The following is a 19809-nucleotide window of genomic DNA, read 5'->3' as shown; positions in this document are numbered from 1 at the left end:
GAGACCGGTAGAGCGTTGCCGGGCAGGCGGGTTACTTGTGCAAGGACGGATGTTTGCGACGATGCTCTTGCAGGATGTACTGGCGCAAGCGTTCGGCATCGTCCTTGCCATGTTTGCTGAAATGATAGGCGCCGACGTTTTGCCCGATCATTCGCTCCAGCTTGCCGCGCATCGGAATGGGCGCTTGCCCTGGCGGGTTGAACCAGGCGGAAAAGTTTCTCGGCAGCTTGCCTTCCTTGCGGTATTCGAGCAGCACACCCTTGAACGACAGCTCGTGAACCCAGAGTGCCGTCAGCGCGCCCTTTTCGGTTTCGAGAGGGATCGGCTCTTCCATCACGAGTCGCCATGGGCGGATCTTCGGACCTTCCTCGAAGATACTTGGTGCGCCGAGCTCCAGATGCAGTGCGTGGAATTCGTCCTCGACCAGATGCAGAGGGAAGTTCATCTGCTGATTCTCGAACTGCGCATGGATCGTGACCTGCTCATGAGCGGCCAGCTTCGTCAGCAGATCCTGGATCTGGATGCCGCCATTGACCAGCAGACTGCGCGTACTGTCACGTACGTTCAACTGGGGGTTGCGCTGCATGCTCTGGATAAAATCCAGCTCAGCCTGGGTGAGAAGTGAATCAGGTTGCATGGGCGGAGGCTCGGTCTAACCGGTTATTGAGAACAAAGACCATTGATTCCGCAAAGTGTTCTGGCCATCCGTCATATTTTTTCATTCAAGTGTTTCAACTCTGCTGTGCTTCTTCGGGCAGACCCGAAGGCAGAATGGTCCGTAGAAAATTCAGACGGCATTCTAAGGCATAATGTTTCACTTTTTTAAGCTGCTGCAGGAATAACCATGAAAGTCGCCATCGTGTGTGGAACGGTCTACGGATCGGCCGAGGAAGTTGCCAGACACGCCGCCGCACTGTTGCGTGTCGCCGGCCATGAAACCCTCGTCAATCCGCGCCTCATGCTGCCGGAGCTGCTCGCCTTCGAGCCTCAGGCGCTGCTTGCCGTGACATCGACTACCGGGATGGGCGAGTTGCCCGACAACCTGATGCCTCTTTATGCAGCGCTGCGCGACGGTCTGCCAGGCGAACTGCGTGGATTGCCTGGCGGGGTGATCGCACTGGGCGATGCCAGTTACGGCGACACCTTCTGCGCAGGCGGCGAGCAGATGCGCGAACTGTTCGCTGAGTTGGGCGTCAGCGAAGTGCAGGACATGTTGCGTCTGGACGGAAGCGAAAGCGTCACCCCGGAAACCGACGCAGAGCCTTGGCTGGAAGCGTTCATCAAGCACCTGGGCTGAAAACATCGCGCTCCTTTATGGGCAATGATTCAGCGCAGCAGGTGTTGATTGTGGCTGTGCAGGGCGTGGATGACACTCATCGCAACGTCTTCCTGAAGCATGGAGCCAGCGATGAGCGAGTCAGTGCGTTTTGACGATAAAGTCGTGATTGTGACCGGCGCAGGGGGTGGGCTGGGTCGGGCTCATGCGCTGCTGTTTGCGAAACACGGCGCGCGAGTGGTGGTCAACGACCTGAGTGGTTCGGAGCACGGCGAAGGGGCCAGTGCGTCTGCTGCCGATCGCGTCGTGGCCGAGATTCGCGCGGCAGGTGGCACTGCAATAGCCAATCATGATTCGGTCACCGAGGGCGGCCGCATTGTGCAGCATGCGCTGGATGCATTCGGGCGCATCGATGTGCTGGTCAACAACGCTGGCATCCTGCGTGACAAGACCTTCGCCAACATGGAGGACGCCGACTGGGACCTGGTCTATCGCGTCCATGTCGAGGGCGCCTACAAAGTCACCCATGCCGCCTGGCCTTATCTGCGCGAGCAGAATGGCGGACGGGTGATCTTCACGTCATCGACATCCGGTATCTACGGCAACTTCGGGCAAGCCAATTACGCGACGGCCAAGTTGGGGCTTTACGGGCTGACCCGCACCCTCGCGCTGGAAGGTCGCAAGCACCGCATCTTCGTCAACTCCATAGCGCCAACGGGCGGCACACGCATGACCGAGGGGCTGATCCCCGCCAATGTCTTCGAGCTGCTCAAGCCCGAACTGGTCAGCCCGCTGGTGGTGTACCTGTGCAGCGAACAATGCCAGAGCAGCGGCGAGCTGTTCGAAGTGGGTGGTGGCTGGATCGGCAAGGTCCGCTGGCAGCGCAGTCAGGGAGCCTGTTTCGACCCGCACACAGGCTTCAGCCCTGAAGACGTTGCGGCGCAGTGGCAGGCGATTGGTGATTTTGCCAACGCTGCGCACCCTGTCGACACTGGCGAGGCGTTGCAGGAAATGATGGCCAACCTGCAGAAGTACGTTAAATAAACAGCCTCTGGACGTTGCTGCAAGACCGCGGTTATCAGTTGAGCGTGCGCGCTTATTCACGCTGACGGCTTGATTATGTGTGAGAAGTTTCACCGAGTTATGTAAGTGCTGTCTTGTGGCGCGGTAAGGTAGGTATGGATTTTTCCACGCCTATCAATCATGCCGTGCTGGCCCCGATATGAAGTCTGAACACATTCATATCCGGAGTGACACATGGCCAAATCAATATGGGGCGACTTTCCGCCGGTAAGCGTCGCGGCGCCTCCTGAGCGCGTCAAGGTCAAGAAGGCTGCGGCACAGGTAACCCAAGTGCTTCAGGAGGTGGGCGAAAACTCGATTGCGCTCAATTCGCTGGCGATGGAAAAGCGCAAGATGAAACCGCTGTTCAAGGGCTTCAACCCCGAACAGATAACCCCCAAGGATCTCAACAGAGCGGGGATGATCCTGTACAAGTTCGGCATGATCGATAATCACACCGCCGAGTTGATGAGTCGCGCAGGCGATGAGTTCGACAAGCAAGGCAAGCTGGTCGACCCCAGCAAGGAGATCAACGCGCTGGAGTTTTTTGCCAATCGGATCATCGACATGAAAGAGAAAGCGCTGAGCGGTGATCCCTATGCCAACGCGCTATTGCCGGACTACATCAAGACCATCCATATCCTGCAGAATCTTCAGGTGTTTGCCGAGTCGGGTGACAGTTACGAGATGCGCAAGATCAAGGACATGGAAAACAAGGGGCTGATCAAAAAAACGCCGAATGCCAAGGGCTGAGGCACGTTGCACGGCGTAAACGCGCAGCGCGTTAAAACCTGTGGGCAATAAAAAAGGCCGCTGCACAGAGACCTGCACGGCGGCCAAACAAAACGCAGGATCAAGGGAGCTTGCAAATCCACGTCGATTTAACGCGCGCAGGTTAACCGCCATCACGCGCCTGAAAAATCCCCGCGCAGGATATGCAGCATTACCCGGCAGGTAACAATTCGCAGCGAATGAGTAGCGCGCTCAATGAACGCGGTGGTTTGCCGGTAGGCGGCTCAGGCGCTCGGCCAGCTGGAGTCTTTGCAGTGGGTCTTCACTGAGCAGCAGCGCGCGTTCCAGATCGAAGCGTTCTGCCTGCGGGCATTCGAGAAACTGGTACAGACTGGCGCGGGCCAGGTGATCGCTGCTGGTGGCCTGGCCCAGTTCGACGATGCGGTCAGCATCCTTGAGCGCCGCGAGAACATTATCGTTGATCTGATGCAGGTGCCGCAGGTTGCGTGACAACCGTTGCAGCATGCTGGTCGGGGTGGCGCGTGTCATATGCTCGGCGCGCAGCTTCATGGTCGGGCCGAACTGCCTGATCAACAGCTCGCGGCAGTCGGCGGGATAGAGCCTGCGCCCGCTGCAGGGGTCGAGCAGGTGATCGGCACCCGGCACGCGCAGCAGGAAGTGACCCGGGAAGTTGACGCCTTCCATGGCGATGTCCAGGCGCCGTGCGATCTCCAGCGCGATCATTGCCAGCCCCAGCGGCTGGCCTCGACGCTGCTCCACGATCTTGTGCAAAAGGGCCGAATCGGGTTTGGGAGGGTTCCAGTCATCCTGCTGAAAACCCAGCGCGTTGAGCTGGCGCAACAGCGGTTGCGCGAGTTCAGGCGCAGGCAGGACAGGCAGCGCTGCGCTTATCTGGCGTTGCAAGCGATCCATTTCGCTCATTACCTCATGCCACGCGAAGTGCGCGTCATGTTCGGTCGACACCCATAACGCAGCTTCAAACACCAAGGGCGGTGTCTGTTGCAGGCAGGCCAGGCAATGCTGACGTGGCGTCATGGACCACTCCGTGCGGCTCGAAATCCAGTGCGAAGACTCTTTGTAGCCCTGTGCGCGAATTTCGTCCAGCGCCACTTGTTTCTACTTGTTCAGGGCTTCTATCAGGTCGGGTGTCACATAGTGCGGACCGTCGAACAGATACAGCGGATAGCCATCGAAGGCGGCGATCTGCGGTTTCAGTTCGGCCGCCGTTGCCGGGCGGAAGCCGCCACCGACCTGCGGGCGAAAAGCTTCGACGATGATTCTCACGCGATTCTTGCCCAGCCGTTTGCGCAGCGCGTCGGCGTAGGTCCGGGCAACCGGAGCGGTGCGCGCATAGACACCCACGCCATCCTGAAAGAACACGCCGATATCGTCCGGCAGCCAGGTTTTCAGCCAGTCCGCCGTGGCGGCGGGCCCGATATTGGCGCCATCGTAGACGCTGATCCACAGTGGTCTAGGCAGTTTCGCCAGCAGTGCCGGTAACTCCTTGGCACGACTCCAGCTGGGGTCGACCTCGGCGGGGAAGTACCAGCCGGTGACATTGAGCGGCGTTTTCACCTTGGCCAGTTGTGCCGAAAGCACCGCCAGTTGCTCGATATTGTCCCGTGAGCGGGTTTCGCTGAAGTACCCGGCCAGCCCGAGGATCACCTCCTGCGCCCACGGCTCCTTGCCGATGCGTGTCCAGTCCGGCAACACGGGCACGCTGGTCATCGGCGTGCCCGGTATGAACGCCTGGTCATCGACCGCCGTCCACTGCACGAGCAATTGCCGTGCGCCGAGCCTGTCCCAGTTGCCGCTTATGCCAACCGTTGCGTTATCCGGTTGCCAGACGATGCCGACCACGCCCGGGCTCTTGGGCTGGATCAGCACATACAGCTCGCTGGTGCCGAGGGCGATTGCCCCCACCAGCAGGGCGGCCAGCGAGGTCTTGACCAATGTTGCCTGTCGCAGCAGTGCGGCCAGAGCCTTCAAACATTACTCCCTGATGGGGGACGGGCGCGGGTCACCACGAGAACGTCATGCGTGCGAAGACGCCTTCTGCGCGGTCATCGCCAAACACTTTCTCGCGATACTGCACGGAGAAGTCGACATACGACTGCGGCGCCTTGTATTTGTCCTCGCGGAACCAGTAACGCACGCCCGTACCGACGCCAAGTCCGCCAGCATTACCCGATGATGTGCTGCTACGGCCGAGACTGTCGACCTCACTGCGCATCTTCGAGTCGTAGTCCACTGCGGCGACCACATGGGGAAACACCACCAGCCGCGGGCTGATGCTGTCCAGACGGAAGCTGCGCCCGACCTGCCACTCACTGTTGAAGTAGTTGCGCTTGTCCTGCAGATAGCGCCCGCCTTCAGCGTACAGCTGCGAAGTCCACCAGCTCGGTACATCGACGCGCAGGTCGGTGCCGATGCTCGAGCCGTAGCCCAGGCGCACCAGCCAGTCGCCATCGGCGTTCGAGTTGCCCAGCGGGAAGGTGCGTTCGAAGGCGCCGATCACGTTGACTGCGCTGAACGGCTTGACCCGGATACCGAGCGCGCCCTGCAAGGCGTCCGCGCCTGTGTCGGAGTCGCCTTCCTTGCTCCACAGCGTGTCGGTGACGCGTCCGTAAAGCTCGACGAAGCGCGCATTGCGGTAACCGAAGGGGCGCCAGAACACTTCGGTACTGTTTTGCACGCTGTCATTGCTGCCGCCGGGCGCGCCGCTCAGGCCGCTGCTGGTGCTGGCACCCCGATAAGTCGTGGTGTTGGTCAGTCCCCATTCACGGGACAGATCAGAAACGGCACGTCGCGTATCGAACACCTGTTGCGCGGGCATCTGCAGATCGCCGGTCTGCTGATAATCGAGCACGCGCTTGAAGTAGGCGATGGCCTGCGCATCATTCGACGTGCGCATCGCGCTGTAGGCGGCATCCTGCACTTCGCGTGGCTTGAGGCCGGACTGACGGTCGACACGCTTGAAGGTATCCAGCGCGCCTTGATCATCGCCTGCCTGGCTGAGGAAATAGGCAATCTGCACTTCATCGCCGGGTTGCAGTTGGCCCGCATCGCGAGCTTGCTGCAGACGTTGCAGCGCCTCACTCGGCTGGCCCATGGCGGCATACAACGAGGCCTGTTCACGCAGTGGCAGGTTGCCGACCGCCATGGCCTGGGCGAAGTCCTGACGTGCACCGTCCTGATCGCCCAGGCGCTGACGCATTTGCCCGCGCTGGACGAGCAGGGTAGCGTCGTTGCCATTCAGCGCCAGCGCTTCGGTGGCCGCAGAGCGCGCTTCGGCATACTGCCCCTGGGCAATCAGGGCGCTGACCAGCAGCTTTCGGTAAGCCATCTGTTTCGGAAAACTGCGAACGGCCTCCCGCGCCTCGCTGACTGCGGTGTCGTTATCGCCGCGTGCCAGAGCCTTATAGCCGGTGGCTGCCTTGTCGACCGCTACCTGCTCCTGAATCGCCTGCCGACGACGCGTCAGGACCTGTTGCGGCCCCAATGCCTGCTCGGCATCGTTGATGGCTGCCTGTGCTTCGTCCAGACGCTGCTGACGTTGCAGCGCCTCGATCAGCATCATGCGGTAATCGAGGTTCTTTGGTGCTTGGGCAATGGCCTTGTGCGCATGACTGGCCGAGCCGTCATAGTCGTGCCTGGCATAGGCACGCAGCGCCTGATTGCCTTCCAGATAGCCAGGCTTGGGGCGTGTCTTGTAAGCGCGTTGCGGGTGATCGCGGCGGTACTTGTCGCGTTCGGCCAACGTAATGAGGTCACGCAACTGCTGAGCGTCACCGCGCTGACGCAACGCTTCGTTGGCTTTGGCGATGGCCAGGTCGTAATCCTTGCGGTTGTAGGCCATGTAGGCTTCGTTGGCGATGGCATAGGCGGGTCCGGTCAACGGCAGGGGCAGTGTCTCCGCCTGGCTGAGCGGTGCGACAAGACCCAGGCCGCTCACCAGCAGCGACAGGATGAAGGGGCGCTTCATAGTGGCTGCTCCGTTTGATCGTCAGATCGGTAATGGTTGTGCTGACGTGCCACAGCCTGTTCGATGGTTTCTCTGGGCAGCACGCCGATGTCGACCAGGTAATCGCCGATCCGGCCATGCACATGCGGGCGGTAGCCGAGCATGGCTTTCTGGAACACGTCGCGGTCCAGCAGGCCTTGCTCGATGAGCAGATCGCCCAGTAGTGGTGCTCTGGCTGGAAGCGGCTGACCCTCGACCACCTGAAGCTGACGCAACTGCGCGACGATGTCGCTTTCACGGGCAATCAACTGCACCGGCTCGGCACCCAGCTGTTCGGTAATCTGCTGCAGACCATCAGGCGGCAGCGGGCTGGCCACTGCAATTTCCTGGCGCCCCAGCGCATTCATCTGCAACGGCACGACACGCCAGCGCAGGCAGAACTCATCGGCCAGCACACTGCTGTCGGCACGCTTGCTGGCGATGTCGAACACCCGCGGCAGGTCGTTCTGAAAAGCGATGGCCTCAGCAAGGGTTTCATCGTCGAGCCAGCCGTGGCTAAGCAAAATCCTGCCCAGGGGCACCTGACGGGTTTGCTGTTCAGCCAGTGCGGTCTGCAGTTTTTCGTCGTTGATGGCTTGCCAGGACAACAGCACGCTGCCCAGACGGCGGGGCGCGACGGCAATCAGGTCGGAAGACGGGAAGTCGTGCATGGTCTTGTCCCAGACCAGCTTGCGGTTGAGCACCTTGCCCACCAGAAACATCCGCCAGGCCCGCGCCGCAGCCATGAAGTTGACGAAGTTGCCGACCACCATGCGCGGTATCGACAGCAAACCGTGCTGCCAGCCGTAAAGCACGGTGGTGAAGTAGCAGCGATGCAGGATCCGCCACAGCAATGCGATGCCGTTGGCCACCAGCAGATACTGAATCAGGCCGGTGGTTTCAAAAGGTGTCGGAAAGCTGGTGTTCCAGACTCCGCTGGAGCGCAGCACAATCAGCGCCAGCAACTGAATGAGGATGGCATAAGCAAGGATACTGACGAATGACGTGACCACACCCTTGCGGTCCCGAAACAGCAGGTATCGGTTGGCCAGCGAGCCGGTCCAGCCCATTTGCTCCCAGCCTTGCAAGCCGATACCCAGCGTCCAGCGCGCTTTCTGGCGAAAGGCAGTGCGGAAGGTGTCCGGGAAGAATTCGCGCACGCACAGCGGCATTTCCAGCGTCGACTCATAAGGCTTGCGGAACCACGATTTGCGCAGCACCCGAAATTGCACCGGGAAGCGTACGAAGATCGCCTGCATGCCGTACTTCGCCAATCGCGCGCCGACGTCGTAGTCCTCGGTCAGGCTTTCGGTATTGAACGGCTGGTTCTGGTTTTCATCCGCCAGCACCATCAGCGCACGTCGCGAGAAACAAGTGCCGACGCCAGCCGAAGGCACGGTGTCAGTCATGCTTTCGCGTACCACCAGGTCCTTGCCGTGCCATTCGGCGAACTCGTCCATGTAGGTGCCGGCCACCCATTCGTACCAGTTGCGTTCCAGCGACACGACCGGCAACTGGATCATGTCCTTGCGTGGCAGCAGGTAATTGAACAGGCGCAGTTCAAGCGGGTGGAGCACGTCTTCGCTGTCGTGCAGGATGGTCCCGGCGAACTGTACGGAATGAGTCTTCTCGTACAGAAAAATCGCCTGGATCACCCAGTTCAGGCAGTCGGCCTTACAGGTGGGGCCGGCGTGCGGCACCTCCACGCGGTGCAACTGCTTGTAGCGGCGACGCATGCGCTCGACTTCATCGATGGTGCGTTGGTCGTTGATGTAAGTGCCGACGAACACCACGTAGTTCTGATAGTCGAGCGTCGACACCATGTTTTCGATCATCGGCGCGATGACGTCGTATTCCAGCCAGGCCGGGACCATGATCGCCAGCGGCTGCTCGTCGCGGGCAATCAACTGCTCGGCAGTCAGCGGCCGGTAGCGGCGTTCGGCGGTGAACTTGCGGAACAGCCGCCGCGACCAGTACCAGATATCGATGAACAGGTCATCGATACTCGATACCAGAATGATCAGCCCGACAACGATCGTCGCGACTTCCAGCACGCTGTAGTAATGGGCCAGCCAGTAAGGCCAATAGAGCGACGTCATTGCGGCGGCCTGTTACGAGCGATTGCGACGGGCGCTACGGCCAGCCAGCAACAGAATGAGAAAAAGTACGATGCCGGCCGGGATCAGCCACAGCAGCGAAGGTTTGCGCCAGGCGTCGATGCCGGTGCTTTCCTCCTCCTCGATCATCTGGCTACCGGTCGGGTCCTTGGCGTCGAAGGTGGCGATCGGGCCGCTGTCAGCCAGCACCGCGGCGTTGCCACGTTCCAGCAGTACCGGACGTTCGAAAACCGGGGTTTGACCGCCCAGGGTGCGATAGATCATGCCGTGCTGGCCGCCGGCTTCGATCACTTGCAGCGAAGCCAGGTGGTTGAGCGACTTGAGGTCGAGCAGTGTCTGCTCTTTGTGGTTGATCAGCAGGTGTCCGTCGTTGCTGGCCTTGACCGACTCGGCGCCGTCCTTGATGGGCAGTTCGAAGGCCAGGAAAGACTTGGCCGGGGCTACTGCTACGCTGGCGTCATCGCTGACGCTGAGCTGTGCGCGCAACGGCGAGACACCTGAGGCGCTGGCGATACGGATGACTTGCGGCAGGCTGCTGGCCGGGTGTTCAAGGTAGCCCTTGGGCACCATGATCTGCGTGTCGGTGGCGAAGCGTGCCGCCATGCCCGAGAAGTTTTCGTCAGGCGTGACCTTGTCCAGCACGATGTGGCTGGTCGGCAATACCGAGATCGGGAACGCCTGCGGCGTTTCCAGGCACTGGTTGCTGACCGGTTGACGCTGGAAGGACACGCGCAGGACGTTCTGCGCCGCCAGTGCGTACTGCGGAATGCGCGCTTCGATGCGTTCTTTCTTGCCATCGGCCGTCAGTTGCATCGCGCCGATCAGGTAATCGTTGAGGAACAGCGTGGCAACCGGCGGGGTCCCCGATGCGCCGGGGGCGGCAGCGATATCGATCATCGCAGTCACCGGCACACGACCGTCATAGGCAACGCTGCCCAGCGGGAACGAGGCGCTCCAGTCGGTTTTTGCCAGTACGTCCACCGTGCCAGGCTTGCCACCCAGGCGGGTCAGCGCGACGCGACCATCTTCGCTCAGAGGCATGGCGGCTTCTTCACCGATGGTCAGCTGGCGATTGCGCGCCAGTTTGTTCCACGCCGAGCTGAACAGGCCAATGGCCTTGTTGGCCGACTCCGGCTTGATCATCAGCAGTGCACGATTGCCCAGCAGGGCCAGACTAACGTCATCCCCGGTGCTGTTGGCGAGCGGCTTCTTGATGTGGCGTTCGCGCCATTGGCCCAGTGCGCTGGCCGCCGAAGCATCCAGACCCTGCACCTGCGCCTGGAGAGCGTCCATGGCGTCGTCGATTGCCTTGAGCAGCTGTGGATCGCTGATCGCCAGGTCGGCCTGCAATGCAGGTGTCTGGCCGAGCATCAGCAATGCACCGATTTCCGCCGGGTCGCGCAGGGTGTACTGGCCCTTGCCTTCGAGCCCCGCAAACGCCGGAATCTGTTTGAGTTCCGCCGGAATGGTCAGGCCGGTCAGGTCCACGCTGTCCTGCACCGCAGGGAACGGCAGAATGCGTGCCTGCTTGCCGATGCGCTCCAGCGCTACGCCCAGACGCCAGGCGGCATCGTAGCTGGCGTTCGACAATGTGCCGGGTGCGACCAGCAGGCCGGGTTTGCCGGGCAGTGCGTTCCATACCGCGCCGACGTCCTGCAACTGGCTGGCGTCATAGCTGTACGTCAGGCGCGTGTGCGGATCGATGCGCAACACGTTGCCGATCGCGCGTTCGTCTTCGCAGAGCACTTTCGAGATCACCGACGACCAGGCAATCCCCAGCCGCACCGAGCCGTTTTCGCGCGCTGCCTTGTCGACGCCCAGCGTCGCACTGGCGTTGCCCTGTTCTTCATTGAGGCCCAGCGCACGTACCGGATAACCGTCCAGCGACAGCAGCAGCGTGTTGCGGCCTGCCTCGCCGTTCAGGTAGCTGGCATCGAAATTCAGCGTGGCCTCGGTCAACGGCACATTGGCTGGCACCGGCAGGTACAGCTCGCGGCGGGCATCGGTGGCATTGAGGATGATCGGGCGATCAATACCCAGCTCCCTCAGCTCGACCACGCGCTCCTGGCGATTGTCGGCAGTGATTCGGTTGATCGCCTGGGTCAGCGGGCTGTCGGCAGCCAGGGCGAATGCAGGCATCAGAGCCAGCAGGCTCATCCCGCAGGCAAGTACGCCAAACGCGCCCATGTTTACGGCAACGGAAGATTTCATCGTGCAGATCTCGGTAAAGGCTCAAGGCCATTGGGTCTTGATACAGGCTGCCGGTCTGCTACAACGTTTTTCGGGCACTCGGTCTGAACCGGGTGCCCGTATTGTTTGCGGACTGCTTCCTGCGGATTTTTTAGGGTGTGTCTGCGCTATCTGCGCGACCGTTGTGCTAGCTGGCCATCGAGCGCAACTCTGCATGTTCGTGCTGCGGCTTGATTCGTGTATCCATGTGCCTGTCCATCGAGTCCTGGCGCTGACGCGGCAGCTCGGCGACAAACTCATCCACCGGTCGACCCATCAGGGCATCGACGATCCGTGAACTGGCTTTGCCGTCGCCATAAGGGTTGGCCGAGCGGGAGGCGTTCTGCCACAGGGCATCATCATCAAACAGGGCGTTCACGCCGCGAATGATGGCGTCCGTCTCGGTGCCCACCAGGCGCACGGTGCCTGCCGCGACCGCTTCCGGGCGCTCGGTGACATCGCGCATGACCAATACCGGTTTGCCCAGCGACGGCGCTTCTTCCTGCACGCCACCGGAGTCGGTGAGGATGACGTGGGCGCGTTGCATCAGGCGCACGAACGACAGGTAGTCCAGCGGTTTGATCAGGTGCACGTTGGGCAGGTCGCCCAGGTGCTCGGTCACCGGCCCCAGTACGTTGGGGTTCAGGTGCACCGGGTAGACGATCTGTATGTCGTCGCGTCTGGCAAGCTCGCCCAGCGCCTTGCAGATATTGAGGAAGCCGTCGCCGAAGTTCTCGCGACGATGACCGGTCACCACCAGCACCCTGCGCTCGGGCACCAGGAACGAAAACTGACGATCAAGGGCATGGCGCAGCTGACGGTTGCTGTCGATTCGTTGCGCGGTCAGGTGCAGGGCGTCGATCACGGTATTGCCGGTCACGAACGAAATGCCCTGCAAACGCTCGCCCAGCACGTTGCGGCGCGACTCGGCGGTGGGAGCGAACAGGTGATCGGAAATCAGATCGATGCAACGACGGTTCATCTCCTCAGGCCATGGCTGACGGATGTCACCGGTGCGCAGACCTGCTTCGACGTGGCCGATGGGGATGCGGCGATGAAAGGCCGACATGGCCGCCACCATGGCTGATGTGGTGTCGCCGTGAACCAGCACCTTGTCCGGTTTCATCTCGTCCAGAATCGGGTCGATCGCCGCGTAAAGCGCAGCGGTCAGCGAGTTCAGCGTCTGATCCGGGCGCATGACATCAAGGCTGTAGTCGGCTTTGAGCTCGAACATGTCCAGCACCTGTTGCAGCATGCTTTGATGCTGCCCGGTAATGCAGATTCTTGAGTCGATACCTGGCTCTGCAGCCAGTGCTCTGACCAGGGGAGCCATTTTGATGGCCTCCGGACGAGTACCGAAAATGGAAAGGACCTTCATTCTGGGGTGCAGACCAGCCATTATTTCCTCCCGCGCCCTTAGCGCGTCGCACAGCAGCAAAAACCAGACTGAGAACAGCTTGGTCAGCTTGCGAGTTGATGAGTTTCTCGGGCGGAAAGATCGGAGTTTGTGGCTCGATGTTCACTTCAGTGTGAATGTAGCAATATGCCTTGTTACCCGGATTTGTCGGAATTATTAACAGAACAGGATAATAAAGCAAAACGTTTTATTAAGTATTTTTCAAAGTAACAATGAGTAGGAACTTTAGAATTTCACCACGGTCAGTACAGGGTTAAATTTTTTGAGAGCTGCCGTTTGGGTCAATGAATACGGGGTTTTCAAGGGCTTCTGGAACGCTTTTTCAGCTGTTTTGAATGCCGGCTCGCCACGCGTAGTTATGAGTGATGGCAAAAAGTTCCAACAAAACTAGCAGCGCTGAGGTGTGCGTCACTACAGCAGAATCCTGACGCCTGTTTAATGACAGGAAGAGAGAAGGGGTTCACAAAAATGACGCTGATATAATGACGGTTGGGAACTTTGATCATGTATCGAGTTTGACACGCTGACGGGAAGACGGGATGTTAGGAAAGGGCTTAGATGCTGTTCAAGTTGTGCGGCATATACAGTATTGAGTTGTAGCAGCAATACGGGTGATTGCCCAGCCATTAAATGAGAATGATTGGCGACCCCCTCGCAATGAGGGGAGTCGCAGCCCACAATGGAATCAGTCTTTCGCTTCGGCCGGTTCCGACAGCTCGCTGAGCGCGGTCGCGTTGTTCTTGAACGCCGCTGCGAACACGGCGCGATTCTTCGCCATGTAAATGCTCGCGTCCTCTGCATGCTTCTCCGAGATCCCCGGCACGTTCTTGATCAGGACGTCGGTGAGAAGCTCGGCCAGCTCGAGCATTTGGTCGTGCGCATCGGCGAGTTTTCGGTCCACGAAAGTAGTCTCCAGATCGCGGGTACTGCGGTAAAGGGTTTCAACAGCCATTTTGGCCTCGTCGTCTTATCCAGTGTTGATAGGGCTAGACCCGGACGTTCAGCGCTTTGTGCTCTGACCAGCGGGTATGCAAAGCATCGATCGTGCATGACCAGCGCGCCGGTCAGGTGTAGCGGGCTCTGCGTGAAGACCTTTAGGGAAGCTGGCCTGCGACGCAACAGCGAAAGCGATTTCTCGATTACTGTGTTTTTATACAGTAAAAGCCATATGCCAATCAAGCCCTGCCTGAATAGTGGCGTTTACGCATCTTTTTTGCGCTGCAAATGTGCCTTGCGACAACCCGCCGCGCTCTCAACCATAGCCTATGGCCCTGTTCCTGCTTTAAAAAGCAGGCCACAAGGGTGTCACGAGTACCCGGCATCATCCGGTCGGCATAAACGAAGGTTCAGAGGTAACGCGTCATGGGGAACAAATGGGCAGTAAAGATAAGACACCGCGTGCATGCGCAGGCCGAGTCACTGGGCAACCTGTGTGTGGAGAGCTTCCACTTTCTGGCGCTGTTCGCGATCGGCGCGATCACTGCCTGGGCGTCAGTGGTTGCATTTCTGGGGATGGTCGAGAAAGGCAACGTCACGGTCGATGACATCCTGCTGCTGTTCATCTATCTCGAGCTGGGGGCGATGACCGGGATTTATTTCAAGACCAACCACATGCCCGTGCGCTTCCTGATCTATGTTGCGATCACTGCACTGACGCGCCTGCTGATTTCCGACGTGTCCCATCACAACCCACCGGACATCGGCATCATCTACCTGTGTGGCGGCATTCTGTTGCTGGCGTTTGCGATTCTGGTGGTGCGCTATGCGTCGTACAAATACCCGTCGGCGAAGATTCCCGATTCATCCAGCACCGTCAAAGGCGCGGTGACGGAAGAAAAGGGCGAAATCTGATCGAGGCAGCGGCGGCATCTGTGCACGATGCCGCCAGCACGCTGCTTATCAAAGAAGGCAATCAGTTCAGCCAGACCCCGGCACGCCAGTGCCAGCCGTCACCAGCGCTTTCCCAGTGCGGATGCACATAGTGATAGCCGGGTCGTTCGGTTTCCCAGTGGCCATGCACCGGCACGAAACGCTGGCCGTTCCAGTGCCAGTAACCGCGTGCCCATATATAGCCGGGACGAGGGGCCGGTTCCACCTCGACGACGCGTTCCGGTGGCGGTTGCGGCGCGATCACTTCTTCGACGTATTCATGATGGACGTGCGGTCGTTCATGGACCACACGCTCCTCGACACAGCCTGACGCTATCGCAAGTGATGCGATCAATACCCCATAACGTAAATACATGTTGCCTCCTCGGAATCACCCGCAGGTGCAGTGGCGCTGAACTCAGTGCCCAGTCGCTCGAATGTTTCTGCGCAAGGATTGTTGTAGCAGGATGTATCTGTACTTTTGCTGAAGAGGAGGGAGGGGGAATGATAGCGAAAGGCCGGTTTTACTGGGGGGAAAGCCCGTTCAGGCAGGCTGGAGAGTATTGAAAGGCATCAACCTGTTCTTGCTCCATGCAGCGCCTAAAACGGCACTGCACAGAGGGGGAGGGCAGGCGTGCATCAAGCCCCGGCATTCACTGTTGCCAGGCTCTGCGGCCATAGACCATTGGCCGGAACAGGGGTCTTTTTCAGCGTCGCGCCGTCGGTCATCGCCGCAAGGATCTTGATCGCGCTGTCGCCACGTTCGATGGCGATGCCGAATTGCACGCTTTCTATCAGCTTGCGCAGGCGTTGTGGGTCATTGCGTTGGGCAGCGCTGATCAAACGCTTGGCAACGACTCCGCGTTCGTTGGACAAGGTCAGCATGATGCTGCCGTCCAACCCTTGAATGCTCAGATTCACCCGATAGTCTGGGTGAAACGTGTCCGTGATCATCTGAAAAGGATTGTCCATATCATTCACCTGCTCAATGGTCTGCATAAGTTGACCGGGTAGTAGTCCTTTTGGTTCTCGACGACTGATCAGCGGTTGCGTTACTCCTGCGCTTGCTGCTGACGGTGTTGCTGTCGTCTTTCGCGTTGATGACAGGGTTTCGTTTAGAGAAGCTTTGACGCATTCACGACGTTCAGTTCGCGCCAGAAAGTGGCCGTCCTGATGGCCTGCCTCGTGGCGCGTACTACAGGGCTTTGCATGGTTCGGGCCATATTGCAGGGGCGATGCGCCACAAGCCGCCGAGCGGGAGCACTGCGCAGTCGCTTCCTGGTTGGCTTTGCTGCAGGACGAGCCGGTCAGTAGGGTTGAAAAAAGTGCTCTCCAAACCGGGCGACGAACAGCTCCCGGACATGGCCTGCTGCTCTCGCGAAAGCGTTTTGCTTATGACTTTTTCGAGTGATTGTCTGACACTCCGACAACCGAATCTTGACGTCAGAGATTCGTAAAGACGGGGTCGAAACCGTAATCGCCCACTGTCCAGTTTCTGACGTTGAGCGTCGTGCTGCGGAGCTGTTGAACACCTTTTGGTATGAACGGCAGACCCGCACGCTGATGGAGGGGAAGCGGGATGATTTTTTGCTCGCCGAGGGCGGTCAGGTGCAGCGCTCGGACTGTCCGATGCTGAATGTTAAATTCGATGGACGGCACCCGGCGATCAAAATGGCTGCGAGGCGAGCGATGGGTCAAGGTGGCCAAAGCTGTGCAGCGACCGTTTGTGGTGCGCTTGCCGGCCCGTGGCAAACAAAAAGGGCGAACCGTTGCCGGTTCGCCCTTTTCTTGCAAAACGTGTCAGTGAATCATCAGGTCAGACGAGCGGCTTCTTTCTCCTGCTCTTTTTCCAGAAATTCTTCTTCGAGCAGCGCGTCCGGGCTGACCGGATCTTCATCCTGTTCGGCGATGGTCGGTGCGGCGCCTCGTTTGCCGCGCAGTTTGCCAAACAGATGCTCGAGGGCGTGATCGAGTTTTACAGCAGCGCCATCCACAGCCTGATCTACCGTATCGGCCTTGTGAGAAACAGAAATAGGTTGGTGTCCTTTGGGGCGAGCTTCCATCTGGCACTTGATGTCGTGCGGGCCAGGCTTGTCGCCGTTTTCGTCGCGGATGTGGACTTCCACGCGGGTCAGGTTTTCATCGTAGTGTTCGAGCGTGCTTTCAACGGTGGTACGAACCCACTCCTCCAGTCGGATACTGCTTTCGATGTGATTATCGCTATTGACCTGGATTTGCATAGTTAATCCTTATTAGGGCTTGCTCGTGCGAGGCTGGACTGCATGATTCCTGTCGGAATCGTTTTCGTTTGCGCTCATTCACAGTGTTGGCGGCAATGGCCTGACAATTCAACCCCAATGTGTAAGAAATATTTCGCAGCAAAAAAGGGATGCTTTGCCGCGAGGCTGCGAATCAGGAGCGGACGCAGAGCGTCCAGAACGGCATTCCCATGCGAAGCGTGAGGAACGAGAAGTGTCCGGGCGAACACTTCTCTTGCGCTCTGGCGTCCGAAACTAGAACGCGACCGACGTCTGTACGTACACCGTGCGCGGTTCGCCGACGTATTTGCCGCGGTTGTTGTCGTCGAACGAGCGGGTGTAGTACTGCCGGTTGAAGATGTTCTTCATCCCGACCGCGACGTTGAGGTCAGACAATTGCGGACCGAAGTCGTAATTGGCGCGTGTGCTGAACAGCATGTACCCAGGGATCTTGCCGGTGCTGCCGTCGGCGCTTTCAGCCGAAGTATTGGCGTTGTCGGCAAACTGATCGCTCTGGAAGGAGCTGTCGAAATTGAGCTTCCACGGCCCTTCGGTGTAGCTGACGCCCATGGTTCCCTTGTGCTTTGACGAGAACGGCACGCGGTTGCCCTTGTTCGGGCCGTCTTCGCGGATCGTGGCGTCGACGAAGGCGTAGGTCGCGTAGACATCGTAGCCGGCCAGCGCCGGGCTCAGGCCCTCCAGCGCATAGTTGACGCTGGTCTCGATGCCCTGATGACGCGTCTCGCCGCGTGCGATCACCGTGTCGTTGGTCTGGTTGCTGTCGTACTGGTTGTCGAAATTGATCAGGAAAGCGCCGATCTCGGCCCGCAGGTTGCGATTGTCGTAGCGTGTGCCCAGTTCCCAGGTGCGGGCTTTTTCCGGTTTGACTTCATCGCCGGTGACGCGGTTAGGCATCTGGCTGTACTGCACACTGCCGAACGAGCCTTCGGTGTTGGCGTACAGGTTCCAGGTGTCGGTCAGGTGGTAAAGCACGTTCAACGCGGGCAATGCAGTGCTGTAGTCACCCTGGTATCGGGCGTTGGTCAGGTTGTTGTTCTGTGCGGTGTCGATCATCTCGTAGCGAATGCCCGGCGTGATGGTCCACTTGCCGATATCGATGCGGTCGTCGATGTAGAACGCATGCGCTTCGGTCGCTCCGCGTGTGTCGCGGTCATTGCGGCTGGCGGTGGTCGGCAGCTCGCCGGTGACTGGCTCGCGATAGCGCAACTCATGACCGGCCTCGTTGACGTAGCGATAGCCGACGCCGACTTCATGCCAGGTTTCGCCCAGCGCAAAGCCTTGCGAGAAGCGTGTTTCCAGGCCACGTACCCAGTATTCGCGGGGCGACAGGGAGACGAAGCTGCCCTGATCCAGATAGCCGCTGCGCAGGGTCTTGGTGAAGAACGTGTTGGCGGTGAAGACGCGCGCGTCCTGTTCGTAGCGATAGCCGAAATTGAACATGGTGCGACGGCCCCAGAACTTGTCTTTCAGGCGTGTCGACTGGTACGGATCGGCATCGTAGTCCGCGACGCTGAGGCCACCGGGCATCTGCGCTTCGCCATCGTAGTACTGCGCCATGGCGTTGAGGCTGTTGGCGTCGTCGATCTGGTATTTACCCTTGAGGATCAGGTCGTCGATTTCGGTATCGCTGTGCTCGCGCCAGTCGCCGCCGCGCACGCCGGAATACAGAATCGCGCCGCCCAGACCGTTGTCCGCGGTGCCGCCGGCCAGCAGGTTACCGGTGGTCTTGAAGCCGTCGTGGCTGGAAGACGGGCTGGTCTCGGTTTGTATGCCGCCCTTGAGAGTGGGGGCGTCGGGGATCGCGCGGGTCACGAAGTTGACGATGCCACCCACGTTCTGCGGACCGTAACGGACTGCGCCACCGCCACGCACCACATCGACTGCGTCCATGTTGCCCATGCTGATCGGCGCAAACGACAGTTGCGGCTGGCCATAGGGCGCGAACGGCACCGGGATGCCGTCCATCAGCACGGTAGAGCGCGACGCCAGGCGTGGATTGAGGCCGCGAATACCAAAGTTCAGCGCCATGTCATGGCTGCCGGTGCCGTTGTTGTCCGGCGCATTGACGCCTGGAATACGATTGAGCACTTCACGCGCCGACGTCGCGCCGACCCGCTCGAATTCCTCACGACGAATCACATCACGTGCGCCGGCATGCTCGAAAACGTTGGTCTGCTGCGCAGCGCCCAGCCAGTCACCGACCACCGTGGAAACCCCCAGCTCGATCGGCGCGCCAGCCGCATTGACCGGTTGCAAAGTGAAGCCGTTATTGCCATCGGCCATGGCCTGCAGACCGGTGCCTTCGAGCAAGGCGTTGAGGCCCTGCTCGGGCGTGTACTGACCTTCCAGGCCACGGCTTTTCAGGCCGCTGGTAATCTGCGAACCATAGGAAATCAGCACGCCGGACTCACGACCGAACTGGTTCAGCGCCGCTTCAAGCTCGCTCGGCGCAATGTGATACACCTTAGGGACGACCTCGGCGGCTTGCGCCATCGACAGGCTGCCAACCGAAAGGCTCGCGCCGAAAATGACATGGCGCAATGTGCGCACCAGCGGTGAAAGTTGAGTAGGGCGGGCTGACATGCGGGAGTCCTTTGACCGGAAGGTTGAGAGAGGCTTTCCCTGTCTGTCACGCGAGGATCGAAAAACAGCTCACGCTTTTTGAAAAATTTTAGCCGGCCAGCGCAAATCTAACTGTCATCGTGCCGATGCTCAGCGTCGGCATGCAGTTCGTGACGCTCTGCGTCGTGCTACAGCGATCACTGCACACAAAGCGCTTTTCTACCCCGATGGCACAGACGACG

At 59.6% G+C, this 19809-nt stretch carries 17 protein-coding genes; 4 read left to right on the top strand and 13 right to left on the bottom strand.

The features are described from left to right. Positions 1 to 31: 31 nt before the first annotated feature. Positions 32 to 637 (bottom strand): hypothetical protein, encoded by a 606-nt coding sequence (locus P406_RS15125; RefSeq protein WP_003408751.1) that lies wholly within the window; start codon positions 635 to 637, stop codon positions 32 to 34. Positions 638 to 844: 207 nt separating this feature from the next. Here P406_RS15125 and P406_RS15120 point away from each other — a divergent pair, with 207 nt between their 5' ends. The 3 genes from P406_RS15120 to P406_RS15110 all read left to right on the top strand — a co-directional run bounded on the left by P406_RS15120 (position 845) and on the right by P406_RS15110 (position 3091). Next, complete coding sequence (locus P406_RS15120) at positions 845 to 1297, top strand: flavodoxin (RefSeq protein ID WP_046236634.1); 453 nt, start codon at positions 845 to 847, stop codon at positions 1295 to 1297. A gap of 111 nt (positions 1298 to 1408) precedes the next feature. Then, the gene (locus P406_RS15115) at positions 1409 to 2320 is read left to right on the top strand and encodes an SDR family oxidoreductase (protein WP_046236633.1); all 912 of its coding nucleotides are present in this window, start codon (positions 1409 to 1411) and stop codon (positions 2318 to 2320) included. Positions 2321 to 2533: 213 nt separating this feature from the next. Then, positions 2534 to 3091: a hypothetical protein gene (locus tag P406_RS15110; RefSeq protein ID WP_046236632.1), complete on the top strand. Its 558-nt coding sequence runs from the start codon at positions 2534 to 2536 to the stop codon at positions 3089 to 3091. A 231-nt stretch (positions 3092 to 3322) separates the two neighbouring features. On the opposite strand, the gene P406_RS15105 is transcribed toward P406_RS15110, so the two are convergent. From P406_RS15105 to P406_RS15075, 7 genes are all read right to left on the bottom strand, one after another. Further along, positions 3323 to 4126 carry a SirB1 family protein gene (locus P406_RS15105; protein WP_046236642.1) on the bottom strand — a complete coding sequence of 268 codons (804 nt, stop codon included), beginning with the start codon at positions 4124 to 4126 and terminating at the stop codon, positions 3323 to 3325. An 81-nt stretch (positions 4127 to 4207) separates the two neighbouring features. Then, the gene (locus P406_RS15100; protein WP_046236631.1) at positions 4208 to 5080 is read right to left on the bottom strand and encodes an alpha-amylase family protein; all 873 of its coding nucleotides are present in this window, start codon (positions 5078 to 5080) and stop codon (positions 4208 to 4210) included. A gap of 31 nt (positions 5081 to 5111) precedes the next feature. Next, positions 5112 to 7076 (bottom strand): NfrA family protein, encoded by a 1965-nt coding sequence (locus P406_RS15095; protein ID WP_046236630.1) that lies wholly within the window; start codon positions 7074 to 7076, stop codon positions 5112 to 5114. Then, positions 7073 to 9193 (bottom strand): glycosyl transferase family protein, encoded by a 2121-nt coding sequence (locus P406_RS15090; RefSeq protein WP_046236629.1) that lies wholly within the window; start codon positions 9191 to 9193, stop codon positions 7073 to 7075. Before P406_RS15090 ends, P406_RS15095 begins: the two co-directional genes overlap by 4 nt. A 12-nt stretch (positions 9194 to 9205) precedes the next feature. Further along, positions 9206 to 11422, bottom strand: a complete 2217-nt coding sequence (locus tag P406_RS15085) for a cellulose biosynthesis cyclic di-GMP-binding regulatory protein BcsB (RefSeq protein ID WP_046236628.1) — start codon at positions 11420 to 11422, stop codon at positions 9206 to 9208. Between the two features lie 166 nt (positions 11423 to 11588). After that, positions 11589 to 12839 carry a non-hydrolyzing UDP-N-acetylglucosamine 2-epimerase gene (gene wecB / locus P406_RS15080; protein WP_046236627.1) on the bottom strand — a complete coding sequence of 417 codons (1251 nt, stop codon included), beginning with the start codon at positions 12837 to 12839 and terminating at the stop codon, positions 11589 to 11591. Positions 12840 to 13542: 703 nt separating this feature from the next. Next, the gene (locus tag P406_RS15075) at positions 13543 to 13809 is read right to left on the bottom strand and encodes a YebG family protein (protein WP_003365454.1); all 267 of its coding nucleotides are present in this window, start codon (positions 13807 to 13809) and stop codon (positions 13543 to 13545) included. Positions 13810 to 14219: 410 nt separating this feature from the next. Between P406_RS15075 and P406_RS15070 the strand changes: the two genes are divergently transcribed. After that, positions 14220 to 14708, top strand: coding sequence for a phosphate-starvation-inducible protein PsiE (locus P406_RS15070; protein WP_003316964.1), 489 nt, complete (start codon positions 14220 to 14222; stop codon positions 14706 to 14708). Positions 14709 to 14769: 61 nt separating this feature from the next. On the opposite strand, the gene P406_RS15065 is transcribed toward P406_RS15070, so the two are convergent. The 5 genes from P406_RS15065 to fecA form a co-directional block, all read right to left on the bottom strand. After that, positions 14770 to 15102: a YXWGXW repeat-containing protein gene (locus tag P406_RS15065; RefSeq protein ID WP_046236626.1), complete on the bottom strand. Its 333-nt coding sequence runs from the start codon at positions 15100 to 15102 to the stop codon at positions 14770 to 14772. A gap of 263 nt (positions 15103 to 15365) precedes the next feature. Next, complete coding sequence (locus P406_RS15060) at positions 15366 to 15698, bottom strand: DUF3509 domain-containing protein (protein WP_003415131.1); 333 nt, start codon at positions 15696 to 15698, stop codon at positions 15366 to 15368. A 471-nt stretch (positions 15699 to 16169) separates the two neighbouring features. Continuing rightward, positions 16170 to 16433 (bottom strand): hypothetical protein, encoded by a 264-nt coding sequence (locus P406_RS27825; protein WP_235810302.1) that lies wholly within the window; start codon positions 16431 to 16433, stop codon positions 16170 to 16172. Positions 16434 to 16537: 104 nt separating this feature from the next. After that, on the bottom strand, positions 16538 to 16966 hold the full coding sequence (locus P406_RS15055) for an HPF/RaiA family ribosome-associated protein (protein ID WP_003365451.1): 429 nt from the start codon (positions 16964 to 16966) through the stop codon (positions 16538 to 16540). A 273-nt stretch (positions 16967 to 17239) separates the two neighbouring features. Then, positions 17240 to 19588, bottom strand: coding sequence for a TonB-dependent Fe(3+) dicitrate receptor FecA (gene fecA, locus P406_RS15050; protein WP_046236625.1), 2349 nt, complete (start codon positions 19586 to 19588; stop codon positions 17240 to 17242). Positions 19589 to 19809 lie beyond the last annotated feature (221 nt).

The sequence above is a fragment of the Pseudomonas syringae pv. coryli str. NCPPB 4273 genome (assembly GCF_000972175.1).
GTDB classification, from domain to species: Bacteria; Pseudomonadota; Gammaproteobacteria; order Pseudomonadales; family Pseudomonadaceae; genus Aquipseudomonas; species Aquipseudomonas syringae.
Note: the sequence above shows the minus strand (reverse complement) of the source record. Positions and strands in the feature narration are given on the sequence as shown.

What these genes read in the sequence shown, in the direction of transcription:
- P406_RS15125 (WP_003408751.1), bottom strand. Translation starts at nt 637, where the DNA reads ATGCAACCTGATTCACTTCTCACCCAGGCTGAGCTGGATTTTATCCAG.
- P406_RS15120 (WP_046236634.1), top strand. Translation starts at nt 845, where the DNA reads ATGAAAGTCGCCATCGTGTGTGGAACGGTCTACGGATCGGCCGAGGAA.
- P406_RS15115 (WP_046236633.1), top strand. Translation starts at nt 1,409, where the DNA reads ATGAGCGAGTCAGTGCGTTTTGACGATAAAGTCGTGATTGTGACCGGC.
- P406_RS15110 (WP_046236632.1), top strand. Translation starts at nt 2,534, where the DNA reads ATGGCCAAATCAATATGGGGCGACTTTCCGCCGGTAAGCGTCGCGGCG.
- P406_RS15105 (WP_046236642.1), bottom strand. Translation starts at nt 4,126, where the DNA reads ATGACGCCACGTCAGCATTGCCTGGCCTGCCTGCAACAGACACCGCCC.
- P406_RS15095 (WP_046236630.1), bottom strand. Translation starts at nt 7,076, where the DNA reads ATGAAGCGCCCCTTCATCCTGTCGCTGCTGGTGAGCGGCCTGGGTCTT.
- P406_RS15090 (WP_046236629.1), bottom strand. Translation starts at nt 9,193, where the DNA reads ATGACGTCGCTCTATTGGCCTTACTGGCTGGCCCATTACTACAGCGTG.
- P406_RS15085 (WP_046236628.1), bottom strand. Translation starts at nt 11,422, where the DNA reads ATGAAATCTTCCGTTGCCGTAAACATGGGCGCGTTTGGCGTACTTGCC.
- wecB (WP_046236627.1), bottom strand. Translation starts at nt 12,839, where the DNA reads ATGGCTGGTCTGCACCCCAGAATGAAGGTCCTTTCCATTTTCGGTACT.
- P406_RS15075 (WP_003365454.1), bottom strand. Translation starts at nt 13,809, where the DNA reads ATGGCTGTTGAAACCCTTTACCGCAGTACCCGCGATCTGGAGACTACT.
- P406_RS15070 (WP_003316964.1), top strand. Translation starts at nt 14,220, where the DNA reads ATGGGGAACAAATGGGCAGTAAAGATAAGACACCGCGTGCATGCGCAG.
- P406_RS15065 (WP_046236626.1), bottom strand. Translation starts at nt 15,102, where the DNA reads ATGTATTTACGTTATGGGGTATTGATCGCATCACTTGCGATAGCGTCA.
- P406_RS15060 (WP_003415131.1), bottom strand. Translation starts at nt 15,698, where the DNA reads ATGGACAATCCTTTTCAGATGATCACGGACACGTTTCACCCAGACTAT.
- P406_RS15055 (WP_003365451.1), bottom strand. Translation starts at nt 16,966, where the DNA reads ATGCAAATCCAGGTCAATAGCGATAATCACATCGAAAGCAGTATCCGA.
- fecA (WP_046236625.1), bottom strand. Translation starts at nt 19,588, where the DNA reads ATGTCAGCCCGCCCTACTCAACTTTCACCGCTGGTGCGCACATTGCGC.